Origin of the sequence: Enterococcus sp. DIV1224 (genome assembly GCF_050555455.1) — a bacterium.
Classification (GTDB): domain Bacteria; phylum Bacillota; class Bacilli; order Lactobacillales; family Enterococcaceae; genus Enterococcus_B; species Enterococcus_B lactis.
This window is the reverse complement of sequence record NZ_CP187859.1, coordinates 1,297,193-1,316,225: the sequence shown is the minus strand read 5'-3', so window position 1 is coordinate 1,316,225 and position 19,033 is coordinate 1,297,193. Positions and strand designations below refer to the sequence as shown.

The 19,033-nt window shown below is 37.8% G+C and carries 18 protein-coding genes; 4 read left to right on the top strand and 14 right to left on the bottom strand.

Features of this window, described 5'->3' with window-relative positions; translation table 11 throughout:
• Positions 1–222 precede the first annotated feature (222 nt).
• Together IGK53_RS06410 and IGK53_RS06405 are read left to right on the top strand one after the other, a co-directional pair.
• Positions 223–1,404 carry a NupC/NupG family nucleoside CNT transporter gene (locus IGK53_RS06410; protein ID WP_002290754.1) on the top strand — a complete coding sequence of 394 codons (1,182 nt, stop codon included), beginning with the start codon at positions 223–225 and terminating at the stop codon, positions 1,402–1,404.
• An 87-nt stretch (positions 1,405–1,491) separates the two neighbouring features.
• Entirely contained in the window at positions 1,492–2,049 is a 558-nt protein-coding gene (locus tag IGK53_RS06405) for a guanylate kinase (protein ID WP_016853262.1), read from the top strand.
• 194 nt (positions 2,050–2,243) lie between these two features.
• Here the strand turns inward: IGK53_RS06405 and IGK53_RS06400 are convergent, their stop codons facing one another.
• The 14 genes from IGK53_RS06400 to IGK53_RS06335 all read right to left on the bottom strand — a co-directional run bounded on the left by IGK53_RS06400 (position 2,244) and on the right by IGK53_RS06335 (position 17,163).
• On the bottom strand, positions 2,244–2,756 hold the full coding sequence (locus tag IGK53_RS06400; RefSeq protein ID WP_002329221.1) for a GNAT family N-acetyltransferase: 513 nt from the start codon (positions 2,754–2,756) through the stop codon (positions 2,244–2,246).
• 32 nt (positions 2,757–2,788) lie between these two features.
• Entirely contained in the window at positions 2,789–3,757 is a 969-nt protein-coding gene (locus IGK53_RS06395) for a sce7725 family protein (RefSeq protein WP_002329222.1), read from the bottom strand.
• A gap of 5 nt (positions 3,758–3,762) precedes the next feature.
• Positions 3,763–4,452 carry a hypothetical protein gene (locus IGK53_RS06390; RefSeq protein ID WP_002290743.1) on the bottom strand — a complete coding sequence of 230 codons (690 nt, stop codon included), beginning with the start codon at positions 4,450–4,452 and terminating at the stop codon, positions 3,763–3,765.
• Between the two features lie 123 nt (positions 4,453–4,575).
• Positions 4,576–5,235 (bottom strand): amino acid ABC transporter permease, encoded by a 660-nt coding sequence (locus tag IGK53_RS06385; RefSeq protein WP_002290742.1) that lies wholly within the window; start codon positions 5,233–5,235, stop codon positions 4,576–4,578.
• Positions 5,235–6,071 carry a transporter substrate-binding domain-containing protein gene (locus IGK53_RS06380; RefSeq protein ID WP_002335720.1) on the bottom strand — a complete coding sequence of 279 codons (837 nt, stop codon included), beginning with the start codon at positions 6,069–6,071 and terminating at the stop codon, positions 5,235–5,237. The genes IGK53_RS06385 and IGK53_RS06380 overlap by 1 nt, the downstream gene beginning before the upstream one ends.
• A 21-nt stretch (positions 6,072–6,092) precedes the next feature.
• The gene (locus tag IGK53_RS06375; RefSeq protein ID WP_002329224.1) at positions 6,093–7,544 is read right to left on the bottom strand and encodes an amidase; all 1,452 of its coding nucleotides are present in this window, start codon (positions 7,542–7,544) and stop codon (positions 6,093–6,095) included.
• A 134-nt stretch (positions 7,545–7,678) separates the two neighbouring features.
• A complete protein-coding gene (locus tag IGK53_RS06370) occupies positions 7,679–8,623 on the bottom strand; it encodes a dihydroorotate oxidase (protein ID WP_002329225.1) in 945 nt (314 codons plus the stop codon).
• An 83-nt stretch (positions 8,624–8,706) separates the two neighbouring features.
• A complete protein-coding gene (locus tag IGK53_RS06365) occupies positions 8,707–9,354 on the bottom strand; it encodes a PepSY domain-containing protein (protein ID WP_002329226.1) in 648 nt (215 codons plus the stop codon).
• A 232-nt stretch (positions 9,355–9,586) separates the two neighbouring features.
• Positions 9,587–10,753, bottom strand: coding sequence for an SAM-dependent methyltransferase (locus IGK53_RS06360; protein WP_002329227.1), 1,167 nt, complete (start codon positions 10,751–10,753; stop codon positions 9,587–9,589).
• Between the two features lie 150 nt (positions 10,754–10,903).
• Positions 10,904–11,719 carry a hypothetical protein gene (locus IGK53_RS06355; RefSeq protein ID WP_002329228.1) on the bottom strand — a complete coding sequence of 272 codons (816 nt, stop codon included), beginning with the start codon at positions 11,717–11,719 and terminating at the stop codon, positions 10,904–10,906.
• A gap of 12 nt (positions 11,720–11,731) precedes the next feature.
• Positions 11,732–12,583, bottom strand: a complete 852-nt coding sequence (locus IGK53_RS06350; protein WP_002290731.1) for a sugar ABC transporter permease — start codon at positions 12,581–12,583, stop codon at positions 11,732–11,734.
• Between the two features lie 3 nt (positions 12,584–12,586).
• Positions 12,587–13,888: a carbohydrate ABC transporter permease gene (locus tag IGK53_RS06345; RefSeq protein WP_002329229.1), complete on the bottom strand. Its 1,302-nt coding sequence runs from the start codon at positions 13,886–13,888 to the stop codon at positions 12,587–12,589.
• Between the two features lie 146 nt (positions 13,889–14,034).
• Positions 14,035–15,294 (bottom strand): extracellular solute-binding protein, encoded by a 1,260-nt coding sequence (locus IGK53_RS06340; RefSeq protein ID WP_002329230.1) that lies wholly within the window; start codon positions 15,292–15,294, stop codon positions 14,035–14,037.
• A gap of 102 nt (positions 15,295–15,396) precedes the next feature.
• Positions 15,397–17,163: a glycoside hydrolase family 13 protein gene (locus IGK53_RS06335; RefSeq protein ID WP_002290726.1), complete on the bottom strand. Its 1,767-nt coding sequence runs from the start codon at positions 17,161–17,163 to the stop codon at positions 15,397–15,399.
• Positions 17,164–17,569: 406 nt separating this feature from the next.
• On the opposite strand from IGK53_RS06335, the gene IGK53_RS06330 reads away from it, so the two are divergent.
• Positions 17,570–18,418: a YitT family protein gene (locus IGK53_RS06330; protein WP_002290725.1), complete on the top strand. Its 849-nt coding sequence runs from the start codon at positions 17,570–17,572 to the stop codon at positions 18,416–18,418.
• A gap of 103 nt (positions 18,419–18,521) precedes the next feature.
• Entirely contained in the window at positions 18,522–18,956 is a 435-nt protein-coding gene (locus IGK53_RS06325) for a VOC family protein (RefSeq protein ID WP_002290721.1), read from the top strand.
• Positions 18,957–19,033 lie beyond the last annotated feature (77 nt).

The following is a 19,033-nucleotide window of genomic DNA, read 5'->3' as shown; positions in this document are numbered from 1 at the left end:
CTTTAACTTGCTTTCCCTCTCTATTTGAAATACGAAAAAACAATGGAACATCAGTTTTTTTAGCGTCTTTTATCTGTTTTTTCAATTTATTTTGGTTGCTTTGTATTCTAATGGAAAATGAATGCGTTTTACTCTAAAAAAGTAATGAAAATTTCACTAAAGATTAGTATTTTATTTACAAAACAGGTAAAATAAAACGGAATTTGGAATAGGAGTGATTATTTGAGTTATTTATTAGGTATTATTGGTTTATTTGTCACATTAGGTCTTGCTTATTTGATCAGTAGCAACAAAAAAGCAATCAAATTGAAACCACTAATTGTGATGTTCGTTTTACAGCTTGTTCTTGGTTTCGTATTGTTACGTACAACTTTTGGTACAGCGGTTGTTTCTGTATTGGCAAAAATGTTTGATCATCTTCTTGCTTTTGCTGGGCAGGGTGTTGACTTTGTTTTTGCCGGTGTAGCAAATAAAGGAAGTGCGCCTTTCTTTCTTTCCGTATTGATGCCAATCGTATTTATTTCTGCTATTATCGGGATTTTACGCTACATTAAAATTCTTCCATTGTTTATGAAAGCCGTTGGTCTTGGGTTAAGTAAAATCAACGGAATGGGCAAATTAGAATCCTACAATGGAGTAGCTTCTGCTATTTTAGGGCAATCGGAAGTATTTATTTCCATAAAGAAGGAATTACCTTTCTTATCTGAGAAACGTTTATTCACCATGAGTGTCTCGGCTATGTCTACAGTGTCTATGTCAATCGTCGGATCTTATATGGCACTAATCGATTCCAAATATGTGATTACTGCCCTTGTTTTGAATTTATTTGGCGGATATATTCTGGCTTCGATTGTGAATCCCTATGTATTAGAAGAAAAAGAAGACGAACTAATTATTGAAGAAAACAAAGAACAGACCTTTTTCCAAATGTTGGGAGAATACATTCTTGATGGTTTCCATGTGGCAATCACGGTTGCTGCTATGCTTATCGGATTCGTTGCCCTGATTGCCATGATCAATGCTATCTTTCACGGGATATTCGGTATTACTTTCCAAGAAATCTTAGGTTATATCTTTGCCCCTCTTGCCTTCATCAGTGGAATCCCATGGAAAGAAGCAGTGGATGCTGGTAGTATCATGGCGACTAAATTGGTTACAAATGAATTTGTTGCTATGACAGAATTAGCTAACGGTCATTTCCATTTTACTGAACGCACAACAGCGATCATATCTGTTTTCCTTGTTTCATTTGCCAACTTCTCTTCTATCGGGATCATTTCCGGTGCGATGAAGGGGTTAAACGAAGAAAAAGGAAATCTTGTTGCAAAACATGGGTTGAAGATCTTGTTAACAGCGACTTTAGTCAGCTTTTTAAGTGCTATTGTGACTGGATTACTGGTATAATAAACAAAAAAGCAATGTTGCTTTCAAAAGCTTTGGAAATATTTCCAAAGCTTTTTCAGTTGCTCAAATATCAAAGGAGAAATGATGATGAATTATTGCTATGTGTTTATCGGTCCTTCTGGTTCTGGGAAAACTTCACTCGCAGAAGCTGTTTTTCAGCCGGAACAAAAGATCATTACTTACACGAATCGATCACCAAGACCTGGAGAAAAAGATCAAGTGGATTATTATTTTGTATCCGACGATACATTCAATCAGATGATCAAGCGAGACGAATTTGCAGAGTGGGATCAATATGCTCAACATAAATATGGTTCCAGCAAGGCAGAGATTACCAAAAAACTGAAGGAAGGAAATTGTTATGCCGTTTTGACGGCAAATGGTTTTTGGCATTTATACGAGTATTTTGGCACGGTAGTCCGTCCGATCTTTATTACGATTTCTAAAGAAACACTACAATCGCGCCTGAAAAAGCGTGGAGATTCACCCGAACAGATTTCGGCCAGAATGGCAGTTCATGCGGAAGACTTAGCTCAACTGGAACGGTTGGCAGCTATTCCCACACTTTTAGTCGTGTCAAACGATGGAGCGTTCCAAGAAGCAGCAGATAAAATAAAAAAAGGATTATTGATAGAAACAGATTAACAAAATATCCGTAAGATAAGCTGAGAGGCCGCGACAAAAATGGTGTCACGACCTCTCGATAAACGGTGTTTCAGAAGTAGCTTCTTCGAAAATTATTTCTTGAAGCTCACCACTACTGTCCCACTCTCTTAGCGATCAGCTAGTTGTTTTTTCGTATTATTAAGTCTTCATCCTTGTGAAGATGCTTTTATTACTCACTTGATTATTTTTTGATACGCTTTTCTTTCACCATGTTCAAAAGGGAATTCAATCATCCCTTGATAAGTGAATCCAGCAGAATAGATGGTCTTTTCCATCGGTTCATTAGCTGGATAAGTATCGATACGGACATCTTGAATATCTTTGCTGGCTGCAATCGTCAACAAATGTTCTAAGAACGGTTTTGCTAGTTTTTTTCCTCGAGTACTTTCTGCTAAAGCAACACGATGAATCGATAAATAAGGACCAGTTGATTTTTTCCAACTACCATCTATTTTTGTGTAAACGGGATCCACGCCTGAGACTAATGCAGCTGTTCCAACAATTTGATCTTCGACTATTAATACATAGCTTTCTTTTCTTTCAATATCGTTCAAAATCGTTTCTTTTGTTGGTTTCTGCTCGTTCTGCCATTGGGGAGAGCCTTGCGAAGCAATAAATTCCGCTGCAGCATCAATAATTTTTACCACTTCTTCTACTTCTTCTTTTCTTGTTAGCCGAATATACACATCCAGTTACCTCTTTTCTGTTTCTTTTTCATTTATATTTTCTGATTTTGGATCACTTCATACAGTTCAGGAACTTTTGAATAACTTCTAAGCCAATTTTTTGGATGATCCAGTAGTTGACTGATAAGTTCCAAATGATGCATTAGCGACCATTTTTTCAATACTCCGAGTCCTGGAAATTTTTGTTGCTGGTAGAGAGCCAGTAATTCAATCATTCCTGAAGTGATTAAGAGCTGATGATGGTGACGCATGATCCATTTTTTCATTTTATCTCCTGCTTCAAGAAACTTCAATGCTTGATCTTTAGCGGAATCATTACTGTCAGAGACAAAATGCTTTACGCGAATATTACCGTAAGCATCGATATACGTTAGATGGATAGCAAGCGCTCGGCTAGGAAACCCTTTATCGAAATAACGGCTGCCTTCGATCGTGAAATCAGAAAATCCACTATATCCGTCTTCGTGGAAAAAAAGATAGTCATCGCTAAAAAAGTCGTCTGTTTTATCTGCATAACTTTCAACATGCTTTCTCGTTTGAAAAGAGTCACGGATCACAATTTTGTTTTCGGGCAGCCAGATGCGAAAGCGGCTAGCATCTGGTATCAAGAATTTCGAATCGACTCCTGCCAGCTGTTTCCATACCTCTGCGTCTTTTGGGTAGTGTTGTCCATCGAAAATCAGAAACGTTGGAGGTGAATCCAGTACGTCGTTAAGATTTTCTGGCGTTAAAATCTGTGCAGAGACGACAGAGCTATGTTCCTTGACTGTCCAACTGTGCACATGCTGATCGAATAATTTGAATTGTCCTACTTGGGGATTTTGGATCACAGCGATTGGATGGTGCTTTTTTTGAAATAATTCGATCACGTTTTTAAGCGTAGCGGAATCACGTACTGGTTCGATTACCGGATGGATTTTATTGGAGAGCAGTCCTCGCGACAATGCTTCTTTTAATGCTAATAGGTCAAATTGTTTTCCTCTTAAATAAGGATAGTACATATTTTTCACTCCAATGGCTCTGTGGGCAACCGCCGGATCTGCTGTTGTTGCCTTAAGTATTCATAATCATGTTGAAGCGCAGCAACTTCTTCTTGCAACTCATTGATTGCCTGACTAGCTATTTCCTCTAAAAACCGTTCATAATATCGTTCGTTAGAAAATGGATCTTGGTTTTCTGAACGTCTTTTCAATTCTTTGTACAATTGATCTGTTGGAAAATATTTTACGCCTCGCTCCATTTGCTTTGCTTTTCTTACTTCTCTGAATAAAGAAGCCATAAAACGGTTTGTCAAAGCTTCTTCCGGTACAGCAAGCTCCTTCTTTGCTGCTTTTTTCGCAATCATAAATGTACCAGATGCAGGCATTTCCTCTTCGATCGTGTACGGGCGATATACTAGTACACCTATTCCTGTAGGGATCTCTGTTTTCACTTCTTCATATAGTTTACTTGGCAAAACAAAATAATTATAATGCCCGACAAATGACAGTTTGGCTGTAGAACGAAAATCTGCTTTTGTCACTTTCAGCTCATAGCATCGCCATTCTCGGCTTCCATCAAATTTTGTCAAGCAGCTAAGCGTATCTACAATTCCTTGGTCATCAGGCATCGTGACTTCTTCTACGACTAAGCCGCCCTGCTCGATGCAATATTGGTATAATGAGGATTCTATTTCGATGGTTAGCGGGGTTTTCATGTTTTTACCTCCGAACATATTTTCGTCTTACATTTTACATGAAATGATTTTAAAATACTAGACAGAATACACAAGAAACAAAAATAGAAATGATGCTTGCCACGCTAGCACCATTTCTATTTTTCAGATTGACTGATGGACGGAACGTTTTTCTAAATACTGTTGCACTTTTTCGATCCCGATACAAATGACCCAATAAATCAGTGCAACTAAAATATAGAGAGAAAAATAATCGAATGTCCGACCACCTATGATCTTTGCTTTTTGAAATATTTCTGGCACTGTGATCGTTGCCGCTAACGAAGTACCTTTCACTAAATCCATAGCTACGTTACTGAGTGCCGGTACCGAGATTCGAAAGGCTTGCGGCAAAACGATATATTTCAATACCCCAAAGAAAGAAAAACCGGAAGCTAAACCAGCGTCCCACTGACCTGAAGAAACGCCTGCTAGTGATCCTCGATAGATTTCACCAATAAATGCACTGCTGGTAATCGTAAAGCAGATGACTGAAGCCGTTAAGGCACTTAATTGATAAGGTAACCCGAAATATAGCAAGAACAGCAAGACTAGTGCGGGAATACCTCTAAAGAACGATAAATAAAAACGAATAAATACATTCAGAGGTAGCCAATCCAAAAGACCTAGAACTGTCAAAAGCAACCCTACCAAGTTTCCTAAAACAAAAGACACGAAGCCGATCCCTAATGTGTATACCAAGCCTTGCAGTACGAAAGGAAGTGAAGTCCACATGAGGGAAAAATCAATGAGAGGAAAGTACATCAATCACTCACCGACTCAGTCATCGTTTCTTTCGGTTTGACTGAAACATCAGTTTGAAAATATTTTTCAGATATTTTCTTTGTCGTCCCGTCTTCTTTCATCTCTTTTAATACGCCATCGATTTTCTTTTTCAGAGCATCATTTCCTTCTTTCAATAAAAAACCACTTTCGTTTTCATTGAAATAAACGTTCTCCAAGATTTTTACGGGGATATCTGGTAAAGCAGATACGGCCATTTTCTGTAAATAATAATCATTTAAAATAACGTCTGTTCGACCGTTTGCTACATCGCTTAAATATTGATCATTCGTGGCGTTATCGTAAGTGACTAATTTAGCTCCGTATTTTTCCGCTAAACGCATATAGCTAGTATTGGGTTCGCCAGCTGCTTTTTTTCCTTTAAGATCATCAAGTGAGTGGATTCCTGAATCATCTTTTTTTCGTACGATCATACTGTCAAATGAATATTTGAAAGGCTCTGAAAGGGAGAATTTTTTTTCTCTTTCTTTTGTGATACCAAAATCGTTCGCAGCAAAATCTGATTCTCCTTTTGAAACAGAAGTGATTTGTCCATCCACATTGTATTCTTTAAAGGAGATTTTGACATTTAAACGTTTGGCTACCTCTTTCGCCAAGTCTACGTCATAACCAACTAATTCATTTTGATCATTATAATAAGAAGCGGGAAATAGTGTGCCAGAAGTTGCTACTACCAATTCTTTCTTTTTTTCCACATTACTCCAGCTGTGATCTTCTTGGTTAGCGGCAGCTGTACCGCAAGCGCTTAAAATAAAAAAGGCGCTAGTTATTAGAGCAAACAATCTTTTTTTCTTCATTTTTTCTTCTCCTTGTTTCTGCTATTTCCACGGATTTGGTAAATGGAACTGGTGACTTGCTTCAAATAGATAGCCGATTTGAAGCAGCAAATCTTCTCTTCCTCTGGCGGACATAAATTGAATTCCGAGAGGCATGTTTTCTTTTGTCAAATGAGTAGGCAAGCTGATTGCTGGTTGTCCAGTCAGATTAGCCAATTGTGTATAAGGTGTGACCTTCAGGCTGTCCTCAAACATAGAAGAAACAACTTCTAAAGCTTGTACTTCAGAACAATCATGGATGTGTTCCATCTGTGCTCTTATCGTATCACTTTGCAAATCTTCGCTGATTTTAGGGGCGGTAAATGCAGTCGTTGGTGAAAGGAATAAATCATATTCTTGATGCAAGTTTTCCATGACAATTGCTGCTTCATCCCATACATGCAGAGAATCAATGTAAGTAGCGGCAGAAAGTTTCTGACCATATTGGAACAAAGTCCAAGAGATCGGCTCAAGTTCTTCTTTTCTGACAGTTCGCTGGATGCCTGTTTCAATCGAGTGGATCATTGCTGCTGTCTCTGCGCCATTCATCTGGTAATAAGACGTAATCAGTTTACGACCATCTAGTGGGTAAGGAATCTCCGTCAAATCATGCCCTTCTTTTTCAAGGAAATTTACAGCTTTTTTTACAGCAAGTACTGCCTCTTCACTAATCTGTGAGTGGATCGGTGAATCAACACAAAAAGCTATCTTCAAACGTTTTTTTCTTGGATGTGTTTGCCACTCAACTGGCGATACTTGATATGGCGCACCGGAATGGATGCTTCTCATCCCATAAAATAAAGCCTCCGTGTCTCTCATAGAAACCGTCAAACCGAAATCAATAGCAGCTCCTTGCCATCCTCGCCAAGCATATGGACCAACTGGCATCGTCCCTCGCGAAGGTTTCAGCCCAATCAATCCGCAAAACGAAGCGGGTATTCTAATAGAACCACCACCATCACTAGCGCCAGCTAAAGGAACGATTCCCGCTGAAACTGCAGCAGCAGCGCCTCCGCTTGATCCGCCCGGTGTACATTCAAGGTTCCAGGGGTTTCTTGCTGGGCCATAGATGACGGGGTCTGTAATATTTTTGAAACCAAACTCTGGCGCATTGGTTTGTCCAAAAGGAACTAGCCCTATCGCTTCTGCTTGCTGTACATAATTGGATGTATGAGAAGCTCGATGTGTTTCAAATAAACGAGATCCTGAAGTAGCTAGCCATCCCTTTTTTTCTTGACCGAGCATTTTTAAAGGGAATGGAATACCTGCCAATGGTCCTTTTTCTGACTGGGGAATCAATCGTTCAGTGGAACTATTCTCGAATGGTTCAAGTGCAACAAACGCATTCAATTCATGATTTTGTTTCTTTATTTTTTTCTGTACATCAGCAGCTAATTCTTGAAAACTAAATTCTTTTTCTTTAAGTCCTTTCGCTAATTCTGTTGCATCTTTCATATTATCCTCCTTTTTGCCCCTGTTATTTTCCCACAAGTTCGTCTAACATACAATGAGTACGCTTGCACATAAATGAACAGACAAGTGTTTTTTATAAAAAAAGACGAAGATCATGATTGATCTTCGTCTTTTTACTAAGAAATAGTGCGTAATTTACCCTTAAATTCGTCAATAGACGCATATCCCTTTTCTGACATAATCTGAGTTAATTCGTTTGTGATTCTAGAAAAGATTTCCGGTCCTTCTTTGTGAAGCTCGGTACCAATCTGCAACATGCTTGCGCCACATAGCAGATGTTCAAATGCATCTTGTCCTGTCCGAATCCCACCTGTACCGATGATTTGGATTTCTGGTTTCAAACGCGTATAAAAAGCGCGGACATTTGCTAAAGCGGTTGGCTTGATATACTCTCCGCCAATGCCGCCGAACCCTTCTTTTGGTTTGATGACCACTGCTTCTTTGTCTGTATCGATATACAACCCATTGCCCACACTGTTGATAGCATTGACATATGTCAACGGGAATTGATTCAAGATATCTGCCATCTGATCAAAATGAGCAAAATCAAAATAAGGAGGCAATTTGATTCCTAGCGGCTTAGAAAAGATGCTGAATACTTCTTTCAGTGTTTCATAAGTGGCCTCAAAATCGTAAGCTAGTTGTGGTTTACCAGGCACATTTGGACAAGATAAATTTAGTTCAGTAATCCCCTTGAATCCACTTTTTTCTATTTCCCCAAGCATTTCCAAATTTTCTTGGACACTCATCCCGGCGATCGAAAAAAATAATGGTTGATTTGGGTTTTTCTGCGCTTTTTCATACGCAAGAGCATACTCTAGATAATAAGAAAAGCCTAAGTTTGGAAGCCCCATAGAATTGATACTGCCTAAAGGAACATCAAAATAGCGTGGTTCGGGATTTCCTTTTCGTTCATTGATTGTACAGCTCTTAGTGATAAATGCTCCTGCTTCTGAATGAGCCAGCTCGTCTAATTCCTGGGTAGTCATGCAGTGTACACCAGATGCATTCATAAAAGGGTTGGCAAAGGTATGATTGGCAAAGGTCGTTTCTAAACTCAAGTAAATCGCTCCTTCAAACAAGTTATTTTATCTAGTGTATCATGACTAAAAGAAAAATCAACTCTTGTTTTTCAACGAATTTCTTAATCATCTTGTTCGGTTGATAGTACTTCCCCTGTTTGGCTATTGATCTTGACTGATGTACTTTGATTACCGTTTTTTACTTTGACTTCCCAATAAGTAGTACCTAGATCTTTATCCAGATCCCAATCTGTTGCTGTACCGCTTCCTACTTTATCGACAGCAATCTTTGCGGCTTCCTCAATCGTGATCAATTTATCAACAGCTAGACCATCTTCTTTTTTCTTTTGACCATTTTGATCCTCTTGATCTAGTGTTTCTGGATTCTCTGTTTCCATTTTTTCATTCTGAGCATCGATTCTTGCTTCATATTCTTTTTGATCATCGACACCTTCTATCTTGTAGAAGTATGATCCCCAATCACTATCTAGTTCCAAACTAGTAATAGCAGTATCTGGATACTTATCTTTAAACAATTCAATCGCACGAGCTGCGGACACTTTGATAGCTGACTGGCCCATTGCCTCACTCGAATTCTTTGTTTGACTAGATGAAGATGTACTTGCGTTTGTTGAGGATTCCGATACCTGAGAAGAGCGTTGTTCACTGCTGGAAGATGTATTCCCAGATGTTCCTTGATTGGTGTTTGATTGACAAGCAGCTAAAAACAAAGCCGCAAATAAACTAGTATAAATAACAGTTTTCTTCATTGATTTTATCTCCCTTATTATAAAATAGTATTCTATACAAGTATAACGAAGAAAAAAATTTCTGTCATGTTTAAAAATTAAAGAACAACGTTATTATTATGAAAATAAAAAAGAAGCTAAGTTTTAGAGACAACCCTAGAAGTTAGACTAAAATCTCAATTCGGGAGTATCATAACACTTAGCTTCCATTTATTAAATAATTAAATAGCTTTTAAACTGCCTTTTATATCAATTATGCACGATGCATTGGGATATCATTATTTCCAGGTTGAACAAGCAGATATTGAATTACATCGATATTGCTTGACTCAAATGAGGCTGCACAAGCTTGTAAATATAAATCCCACATTCGATAGAAGGAATCACCCATTTCTTTCGTGACTTGATCTTGGACTTGATGGAAATTTTTTGTCCAATGCTCTAATGTCAATTGATAGTCACGACGCAAACTTTCTAAATCGATCAATTGCAAATCGTTTTTTGTAATATTATCAACTAACTCAGTAACACCAGGGACATAACCGCCAGGAAAAATATATTTATTGATCCAAGCATTTGTCGCACCGCCTTGTTGTCGGCTGATTCCATGGATCAAAGCTGTTCCTTTTGGTTTCAATAAATCTTTTACGACTTTGAAATAACCTTCAAGATTTTCAGAGCCTACATGTTCGAACATACCTACGCTTGTGATATGATCAAACGTTTCGCCTTTTAGTTCACGGTAATCCATTAATAATACACGGCATTTATCTTCTAAATGTTCTTCTTTGATTTTTTTGGTGATCAAATCGTATTGTTCTTCACTTAGAGTGATCCCAGTTGCTTTGACGTTATATTCTTTGGCAGCAGTGAACATCAATGTTCCCCAGCCACAACCGATATCAAGCAACGTTTCGCCTTCTTTGATAAAGAGTTTGTCTAAAATATGATGGACTTTATTGATTTGTGCTTGTTCCAACGTATCTTCAGGTGTGTTGAAATAGGCACAAGAATAAGTCAAAGTTGGGTCTAGCCAAAGTTTATAAAAGTCGTTACCTAAGTCATAATGCGCATGGATATCTTCTTTGTTTTTTTGTTTTGTATGTTTTTCTTTCTTTGGCAGCCATTTTAGATAATCTTTTCCTCGTAAAAAACTGTTTGCTTGCTGATAAGCATCGTTGATCAATACTTGGATACTTCCCTCGATCTCGATTCGATGATCCATATAGGCTTCTCCTAGTGCCAAAGAAGCGTTGCTTGTAATCTCTTTCATTGGGATTTCTTCATGGATATTGATTTTGATTTGGGGAGGAGTGTCCGTATCTCCGTATTGTTTCGTTGTACCGTCCCAATAATTTACTTCGACAGGGAGCGAGAAAGAACGTGAAAATAATTGATTGTATAAAGTTTTCTCTAACATGATTTTCCTCCTTAAAAAAACTACCCTATTACGTTAATACTAAAAAAGAAAAGAATCAACTAAGAAGTTTAATTTTTTCAGAAATTTTTCAAAAACTACTTTATTTTTCATTTTTTTCACATTCATTGTCGCACAAATCGCTTAAACTTGTCATTCGACACGCTTATCTTTGAATTTTGTCTTAGCAAAAACCCATAGAAGCAGCAAGACAGTTATCATTGTTTGGACACTTAGCATCAAGATAAAGTCAAAGTGGATAAACCCTACAACTGCTGCTACCATGGATCCTATCCCCATCACATTCAGCATCAAATTTGCACTCTCTTTGAATGTATGAATGGATGAAAGTTGGCTTTTTCTTGTCATCCACAAGAAAAAGGAAGCCCCGAATAAAATGAGACTCGTCATGACAAATAGGACAAGACCAAGACTGAAACTATAAGATAAAATGATTGTTGGACGATTACTGGCATAAAATTCTCTTTCTAAAAATCGTTGGAAATCTTCGGGCGTACGTACAGAATCTGGTTGGAAAGATGGACTATAATTCATCGTATAGCGGCGTATACCAGATTTATCCTTTTGCTGGATCACCCATTGTTCCTTCTCAAAATCAATAAAAGTTTCATGATCGGCTTGTTGTTTCTCAGATAAAGACACACCTACCAAAATTTCAGGGGTCACAGCTATCGTTTGTTGCGATGATTGTAACCCAGTTTCAGATAATTCAAGTTCAGAAAATTTTTTGGTTCCTTGTTCATCGATCAACGAATGAACAGATAGAAATTGTTCTAATGGAATCGCTTGGATCTGATTGGCATAAAAAAGAGTCACAGGCATGACCATCAAGGAAACTAAAAATACAAATATCAAGAAAAATTTTGGCCAGGATAATAGTTTGCGTCCCGCAAACACTTGAGTTGGCGTACGTAAAGTGGAAAAATAATTTAACGGAAATGTTTGCATGATCCTCTGCTCCTATCCTTTTGTTCCGCCAGATGTCAGGCCGGTAACAAAGTTCTTTTGTAAAAAGAAGAATAATAGACAAATCGGTAGGGCAATCAAGATTGCTCCAGCAGCAAACAAGGAGACCCTTTGATTTGTCACATCAGAAATAAATGTTTGCAGGCCGACAGCAACAGTCTGATTTTCAGGTGTTCGAAGCAAGAACTTCGCTAACATGAAGTCGCCAAAAGGTCCCATGAATGCCCATAATGCTTGAACGGCGAGCATTGGTTTGACAAGAGGTAATACAATCTGGAAAAAAATCCTGAAATGTCCTGCCCCATCAAGTTTAGCAGATTCATCTAAATCTATTGGTACTGTGTCAAAGTATCCTTTCATCAGCCAAGTATTCATTGGAATCCCACCGCCTATATAGATCATCGTCAAGAACCAATACTTATCTAGCGCCTCTAATAAGAAAGCCATGACATAAAAGGCAGTCAGTGCTGCCATAGTCGGTACCATCTGAATCACTAAAAAGAACATCAAACTTGATTTGCGTCCGATAAAACGATAACGGCTATACGTATAGCCGGCTAAAGTTACTACAGTTACTTGTACGATCATCGTTAGGACAGAGATGATTAACGTATTTTTATACCAAGTCCCGTAAAGTGTTTCACTGAACAGCCGCGTGAAATTCCCTAAAGTCCAGTCGCTTGAAAAATCCAAACTGAAAGCCGCAATGTTCCCTGACTTGAAGGCAGTACTTGCTGTGATCAAAAGTGGATAGATAATAATGACTGATAACAGCAAAAGAAAAAAGTAAGTAAAAAAGTGAGAAAGCCGTTTTTGGAATCGTGCACTCGAATGAAATTTTTTCATTGTTTAATCCCCCATATTGAACGCATTTGTCTTTTTGAACACTAGCAAAGATACGCAGATAACGATGATGGAGATAATCAACGTGATGGCTGAAGCCATAGAATACTGCGGAGAAGTTCCAGTCGTAAGTTTATAAATCCATGAAATCAGGATGTCAGTAGAACCAGCTCCTCCACCCACGCTTCCGGGGCCTCCATTGTTAAATAGGTAGATCATAGAAAAATTATTGAAATTCCCAGTATATTGGGTAATAAACGTTGGTGCTGCAACTAGAAATACAGCTGGAAGTGTGATATTTGAAAAACGTTGCCATGCATTTGCTCCATCGATTTTTGCTGCTTCATACAAATCTTCAGAAATCGACTGTAAAATCCCTGTAACCATTACATAGATATAGGGAAATCCTAACCATCCTTGAACTAAGATGATTGCCACTTTCGTCCAGTTCGGGTCCGTTTTCCAAGAGATTGCACTGATGTCTACAAAAGGAAGCTGGTTTATGAAAGGAATCACTTGAGTATTGATGGCACCTACGCTATCGTTGAATATATTCGAAAAACTCATGATAGTAATAAAAGCTGGGACCGCCCATGGTAATAAGAAAATGATACCGAAAATACGTTTGAATTTAATAAATTTCTGGTGAGCAACAACCGCTGTGAGAATACCAAGGGTGATTTGCAAAGTTGTTGCACATAACGTCCAAATCACGGTCCATGAAAAGACTACAAAAAAAGTATTGCGATATGAACTCAAGAAGAAGATGCTAAAAAAGTTTTTAGCCCCTACCCAATCAATCAAACTAGCTGGTGGAATATGATTAAAGTCATAATTGGTAAATGCAGTAAATAATGTGACTAAGACTGGGAAAATGATGGTAAAAATCATGAGAAGATACGCGGGAAGTGTCAATAGATAAGGAAAACCTTCATCACCTATATTATGTATGACTTCCTTCATCGTCCGATTGATTTTTTTGCCCTCTTTACGCATCCTTGCTACTCGATAGGCGTCTAAAAGATTCAAAGCGTAAAAAATCAAGAAAATGATCGTAATGATGAATTGCAAAGTGCCTTCAATCAAAATAAATAATGAATGATCTTCCATTGGTATACTTCCCAAAGTAACCAATCCTATCAATGCATGAAATCCGCCCAAGAACATCTGACCAATGAATAGGACGAATATGGCGAAAAAAACGATACCTTTAAAAGTTTGGCCATTTACAAACTGCCCCATCCCCGGAATAAGTGAACAAAGCGTGATTTTTTTTTCGTTGATCTGGCTTGTTTTATCTTGCTGCATCTGAATGCCCCCTCTAAACTTGCTGAACCGCAAACTACTTTTAAGATAATGGCAACAAGAGCAAGATAATTTTCCATCCCGCTCTTGCCACCTCTATCTGAAGCACCTGTTCCATTTTTTATAAAAATGGACGGTTATCATTTTAATCAGTATTTTTGTTCTATGGCTTCACTGATTGTTTTCACTGCTTCATCTGCGGATTCTTTTGGTGTTTTTGAACCTGATGCTGCATCGAACATCAAGTTTTCTGCACCTGTCCAAACTTCACCCATTTCTGGGATGTTTGGCATTGCTTGAGCTGTTTCATATTGTTCGATCACAGCTGTTGTTAATTCATCGTTTTTAGCCTTTGCTGTTTCCCGAGCTTGTTGGTTTGCTGGGATTTCATTTACCATTTCAAAGAATTTATCTTGATTCTCCTGATTCGTTACATAATCGAGCCATTTTTGAGAGAGATCTTTGTTTTTAGCGTAATTGCTGACTACCCATCCTTTTCCTCCGCCAAATGGTTGATAAGGCTGTCCATTGTTTAGAGTAGGAATTTTTGCAACACCATAATTGATATTGTTTTCTTTGTATGTTTGCGCTTGCCATGGGCCGTCAATAATTGCTGCAGTTTTATTGGACATGAATTGCTGGCTGGCGAAGTCTCCTGCACTTTTTATGTCTTGCATTCCCTTAGGCCAAACATTTTGGAACCAATCTGTTGCATAAGAAATTCCTTCTACAGCACCTGCATTATTCAAACCGATATCAGAAGGATCTGTACCATCATCACCGAATACATAGCCACCGTAACCTGCAATCAAACCATAGGAATAATAAAAGTCAGTCCATTTAGCTAAAAATCCTGTATTTTTTCCTGCTTCTGACTCAAAAGCAAAACGACTGTCTTTGGATAGATTTTCCAAATCTTTAAACGTCGCTGGTGCTGTATCGACTAAATCTTTGTTATAGTACAAAACAAGGGTCTCGATTACTGCAGGCTCTCCATAGATTTTTCCATCATAAGTCACTTGGGCCTTGTCTGTTTCATCGTAAGCTGATTCATTTCCCAGTTTTACTTCCGCCAGATGTCCTTGCTGTCCTAACGCACCGATCCGGTCATATGCTGCCATCATAACGTCAGGTCCCTTTCCAGCAGGACCATCTAACGCTAATGATTCTAACTGATCGAACATGTCCTTTTCTACCAGCTTGATCTTCACATCGTTTTCTTTTTCGAATGTATCTTTTATTTCGTTTATATAATCTTTATATCCAGAATCAACGGAGACTGTTAACGTTTTTCCTTCTTCCGTGTCCCCTTCTGCTGAAGAATTACCATTGCCACAAGCCGCTAATCCGCCTAAGATTCCTAAAGAGACTAACCCTAAACCTAATTTTTTCGCGTTTCGTTTTTTCATCTTCATTTCCTCCTGTGTATTCAACGTGCTGTTACACCATTATTATAATGGGCACAAACCTTCATTTGCAAACGCTTTCTTATTGTTACCGGTAACAGTTTTTCAACACATAATCAAAAATCCGTATTGCTGTATCTCTGCTTTCCCATCTTCTAATAACTGACAATTTTGACTAAGAATAACCTCATTTTCCTGTTCTACTATCCAAGGTTCTTCTGACTGATTGAAGTAAATATGGATAATCTGCCCCTCTAGTTCACGTACAAAATAGAGCTTATCTTCACGATCATTTACTATTAACCATTGGGTAGCCCCTTCAGAAAGAATCTTAGACAACTGTTTCCTAAGAGAAACGAGTTCTTTTATAAAACCGAACAGTTCTAGATCTTGTTTTTCTTTTTCCCAGATCATACATTTTCGACAATCTGGGTCTTCTCCACCAGTCATCCCTACTTCTGTCCCATAATAGATACAAGGAGATCCTTTTTGAAGAAACATAAAAGTCATCACAGATTTCATCAATTCCTTGTTCCCATTACAAAGAGTTAAGATCCTTGCAGTATCATGAGAATCTAATAAGTTAAATGTCCCTTCGTTCACCTGATCTCTGTAAAGCATTTGCTGATGATTCATTCCACTGACCATTTGCGAAGCTGTAATTTTCTTTTTTGCAAAATAATCTTTAATTGAATCTGTAAATGCGTAATTCATTACTGCGTGGAATTCATCCCCTTGTAGCCAAGCTTGTGAGGAATGCCAGATCTCTCCCAGGATATAGATATCAGGTTTGATGGCTGTAACTTCTTCTCTAAATTTTTTCCAAAAATGATGATCCACTTCGTTAGCAACATCTAGTCGCCATCCATCAATATCGAATTCTTTTATCCAATAGGTGGCAATATCTAGTAAATATTTTTGAACCTCTGGATTTGCTGTATTTAGTTTGGGCATGAATGGAGTAAAAGCAAAAGTATCGTATGGAATATTTTCAGCAGTTTCTGGCACATCAGTCATCTGATAGGAATCTACTGGGAAAAAGCGGATATGGAACCAGTCTTTATAGATTGAATTTTCTCCGTTTTCGAGTACATCTTGCCATTGGGGCGAATGGATCCCCATATGATTGAATACAGCATCAAACATGATACGTATCCCTCGTTTATGCGCTTCATCAATTAAGTTTTTTAAAAGTTTTTTATTTCCAAACGCGGGATCGACTTCATAATAGTCGATCGTATCGTACTTGTGATTGGATGTAGCTTTAAATATGGGACAAAAGTATATTCCATTGATACCAAGGTCTGTCAAATAATCCAGATGATCCATCACACCTTGTAAATCCCCGCCAAAGAAATCTTCACGATCTGGATCTTTGCTTCCCCAAGCCAAAGTATGATCGGGATCATTTGCTTTATCCCCATTTGCAAATCTTTCAGGAAAAATTTGATACCATACTGTTTCTTTCACCCATTCTGGTACAACGAAGCGATCAATTTGATGGAAATAAGGCATTCGAAAATAAAAATTTGGTTCAGCAATCACATTTTTTCGATAAGGAAAAACACCTTGATCCCCATAGAAACAATCCGTGCTGTCTTCTCCAATAACATGGAACGCGTATTGTAATCGTCTTGTTTCACTTGTCAATTCAACTTCCCAATAATCATGAACATTTGTACTTAGACATTTTTTCATTGATCGTTCTTTTTGATACCATTTTTCAGTTGTTATGGTATACGGATCTCCGCTTAACACATATACTTTTTTGATATCATTCTTCCGAGTACGAAGCCGGATACGGAATTTTGTATTCGTATATAGAAATGCATATTCACTTTCCGGTCGATGATAAATTGCAGCTGTATCCATTGATTTCCTCCTTGCGATTTAATATTACGTCCTCACTATAAGTGATAGAAATAGAAAAGACAACGCTTTCAAAAAATGTTATCGGTAACAGTTTTTTGACACTTTTCTATTACTTTTTAAGCGAATTCAACAGATAGTCCTAAAACTTTTAAAAGTTTTTAAAGCTATTTCCTACCTATTTCGAGTTCTATAGTTATCTTAGTTTCTCTGTTTCTCTGCTCGCTGTATTCGATCCTCCTAATTAAAAAAGTTTTTTAAGAGTTTTTGTTTGATCAAGTGATTTCAGATAAGTTAAGTACCCCAAATTAGCCAAGCCTAATTTTTTTATTAATCGAAGTTAACTTATAGTGAAAAATAAGTTATAATAAGATAAGAATACTATTAATCAACTAAAGGAAGTGGATAAATGAAAGAAACAAGACAATTTATATGGACATATGCCAAGATTATTTTTGCCCTCTTTATATTAGGAGTCGCTATCAATATGTTTTTAGGGCCTCATCATATCGCTGCTGGTGGTGTCAGCGGACTAGGAATATTATTGGAAGCTGCTTTCGGTTTTGACCGTGCTATAGTCATTTTAGTATTGAATATCGTTATGTTAGTGCTAGCTCTTCTGTTTTTAGGTAAAAAACCTTTTTTCAAAGTGCTTTTTGGAAGTTTAGTTTTTCCTTTGATCATCGCGGTAGTACCAGAGATGATGATTACTTCAGATCGGTTGTTATCGGTCATTTTTGGAAGTGCGATTTTTGCTTTAGGAGTGGCCATCTTATATAAAAATAACTCTTCCAGTGGCGGCACGACGATCCCTCCCCTCGTTTTTAAAAAATATTTCCACTTGAACACTTCGATCGGCCTATTTCTTACAGATGCTTTCGTCGTTTCTCTCAATCTGTTTGTTTTTGGAATAGAAGAATTTCTTTACGCTATCTTATCTATTGCAATCACTTCAATTGTCATGACCTATATCGAAACAGGGATCAATCGGAAGAAATCCGTCATGGTCATGAGCGAACATTCTTTGGAAGACATTCGCCTTCGCTTAAGTGCTGAAATCGGACGCGGGCTTACCTTGCTAGAGGCAAAAGGCGGCTATAACCGAAAGTCAAAAGAAGTGTTATTGATCGTTGTGACCGATCATGAATTCTCTCGAATGAAACCTCTGATAGAAGAAATTGATCCAAGCGCCTTTGTCATTGTCAACAGCGTAGCAGAAGTAATGGGACGCGGATTTACTTATCATCCAATCGAATGAGTTGGTAAGTAATCAATACCATTGTTTTGAATGCGTTTTCTTTAACTGGTATAATAATAGAAGAAGTAAGTAAATGTTGGATTGAAAAAGAGAGGAGAATTTTATGCATAAAGGAACAGAAATCGATTTTGTATTAAATGACAGTTTGAAAGCTCTAAAACTTTATCAAACGATCTTTGATGAAATAGAACTGATTGAGGCAACAGACTATCCTAGAGGCAATAATGAAGTCATTTTTTCCTTGTATGGCACGCGGTTCCATATGCTGGATGAAAATCCGCCCCTTGGTCTGACTGCCCCTACTGCTGAACATCCAAATACGATCTGGTTCAATATCATCGTCTCTGACATTAAGGACACACATAATAAAGCATTACGAAATGGCTGTGTAGAGATCCAAGAAATGACAGAAATGATGGACTTTGGTGTGACCAATTCGATGTTCAGGGATCCTTTTGGTTATTTATGGATGCTTCATCAGGTTCATCGTGAAGTAAGTTTTGAAGAAAGAAAACAACTTTTTGAAAAATATATGTAAAGTTTATGATGAGATTAGTTCTTGTCACTGATATTTTTTTGTAAATGTTCTTATTAGAGGAAGCAAGTTTGTTCCAT

Excerpts from the sequence above, each read along its gene's own strand:
- IGK53_RS06405 (WP_016853262.1), top strand. The coding sequence starts at position 1,492 with ATGAATTATTGCTATGTGTTTATCGGTCCTTCTGGTTCTGGGAAAACT.
- IGK53_RS06395 (WP_002329222.1), bottom strand. The coding sequence starts at position 3,757 with ATGTACTATCCTTATTTAAGAGGAAAACAATTTGACCTATTAGCATTA.
- IGK53_RS06390 (WP_002290743.1), bottom strand. The coding sequence starts at position 4,452 with ATGAAAACCCCGCTAACCATCGAAATAGAATCCTCATTATACCAATAT.
- IGK53_RS06385 (WP_002290742.1), bottom strand. The coding sequence starts at position 5,235 with ATGTACTTTCCTCTCATTGATTTTTCCCTCATGTGGACTTCACTTCCT.
- IGK53_RS06380 (WP_002335720.1), bottom strand. The coding sequence starts at position 6,071 with ATGAAGAAAAAAAGATTGTTTGCTCTAATAACTAGCGCCTTTTTTATT.
- IGK53_RS06375 (WP_002329224.1), bottom strand. The coding sequence starts at position 7,544 with ATGAAAGATGCAACAGAATTAGCGAAAGGACTTAAAGAAAAAGAATTT.
- IGK53_RS06365 (WP_002329226.1), bottom strand. The coding sequence starts at position 9,354 with ATGAAGAAAACTGTTATTTATACTAGTTTATTTGCGGCTTTGTTTTTA.
- IGK53_RS06360 (WP_002329227.1), bottom strand. The coding sequence starts at position 10,753 with ATGTTAGAGAAAACTTTATACAATCAATTATTTTCACGTTCTTTCTCG.
- IGK53_RS06355 (WP_002329228.1), bottom strand. The coding sequence starts at position 11,719 with ATGCAAACATTTCCGTTAAATTATTTTTCCACTTTACGTACGCCAACT.
- IGK53_RS06350 (WP_002290731.1), bottom strand. The coding sequence starts at position 12,583 with ATGAAAAAATTTCATTCGAGTGCACGATTCCAAAAACGGCTTTCTCAC.
- IGK53_RS06345 (WP_002329229.1), bottom strand. The coding sequence starts at position 13,888 with ATGCAGCAAGATAAAACAAGCCAGATCAACGAAAAAAAAATCACGCTT.
- IGK53_RS06340 (WP_002329230.1), bottom strand. The coding sequence starts at position 15,294 with ATGAAAAAACGAAACGCGAAAAAATTAGGTTTAGGGTTAGTCTCTTTA.
- IGK53_RS06335 (WP_002290726.1), bottom strand. The coding sequence starts at position 17,163 with ATGGATACAGCTGCAATTTATCATCGACCGGAAAGTGAATATGCATTT.
- IGK53_RS06330 (WP_002290725.1), top strand. The coding sequence starts at position 17,570 with ATGAAAGAAACAAGACAATTTATATGGACATATGCCAAGATTATTTTT.
- IGK53_RS06325 (WP_002290721.1), top strand. The coding sequence starts at position 18,522 with ATGCATAAAGGAACAGAAATCGATTTTGTATTAAATGACAGTTTGAAA.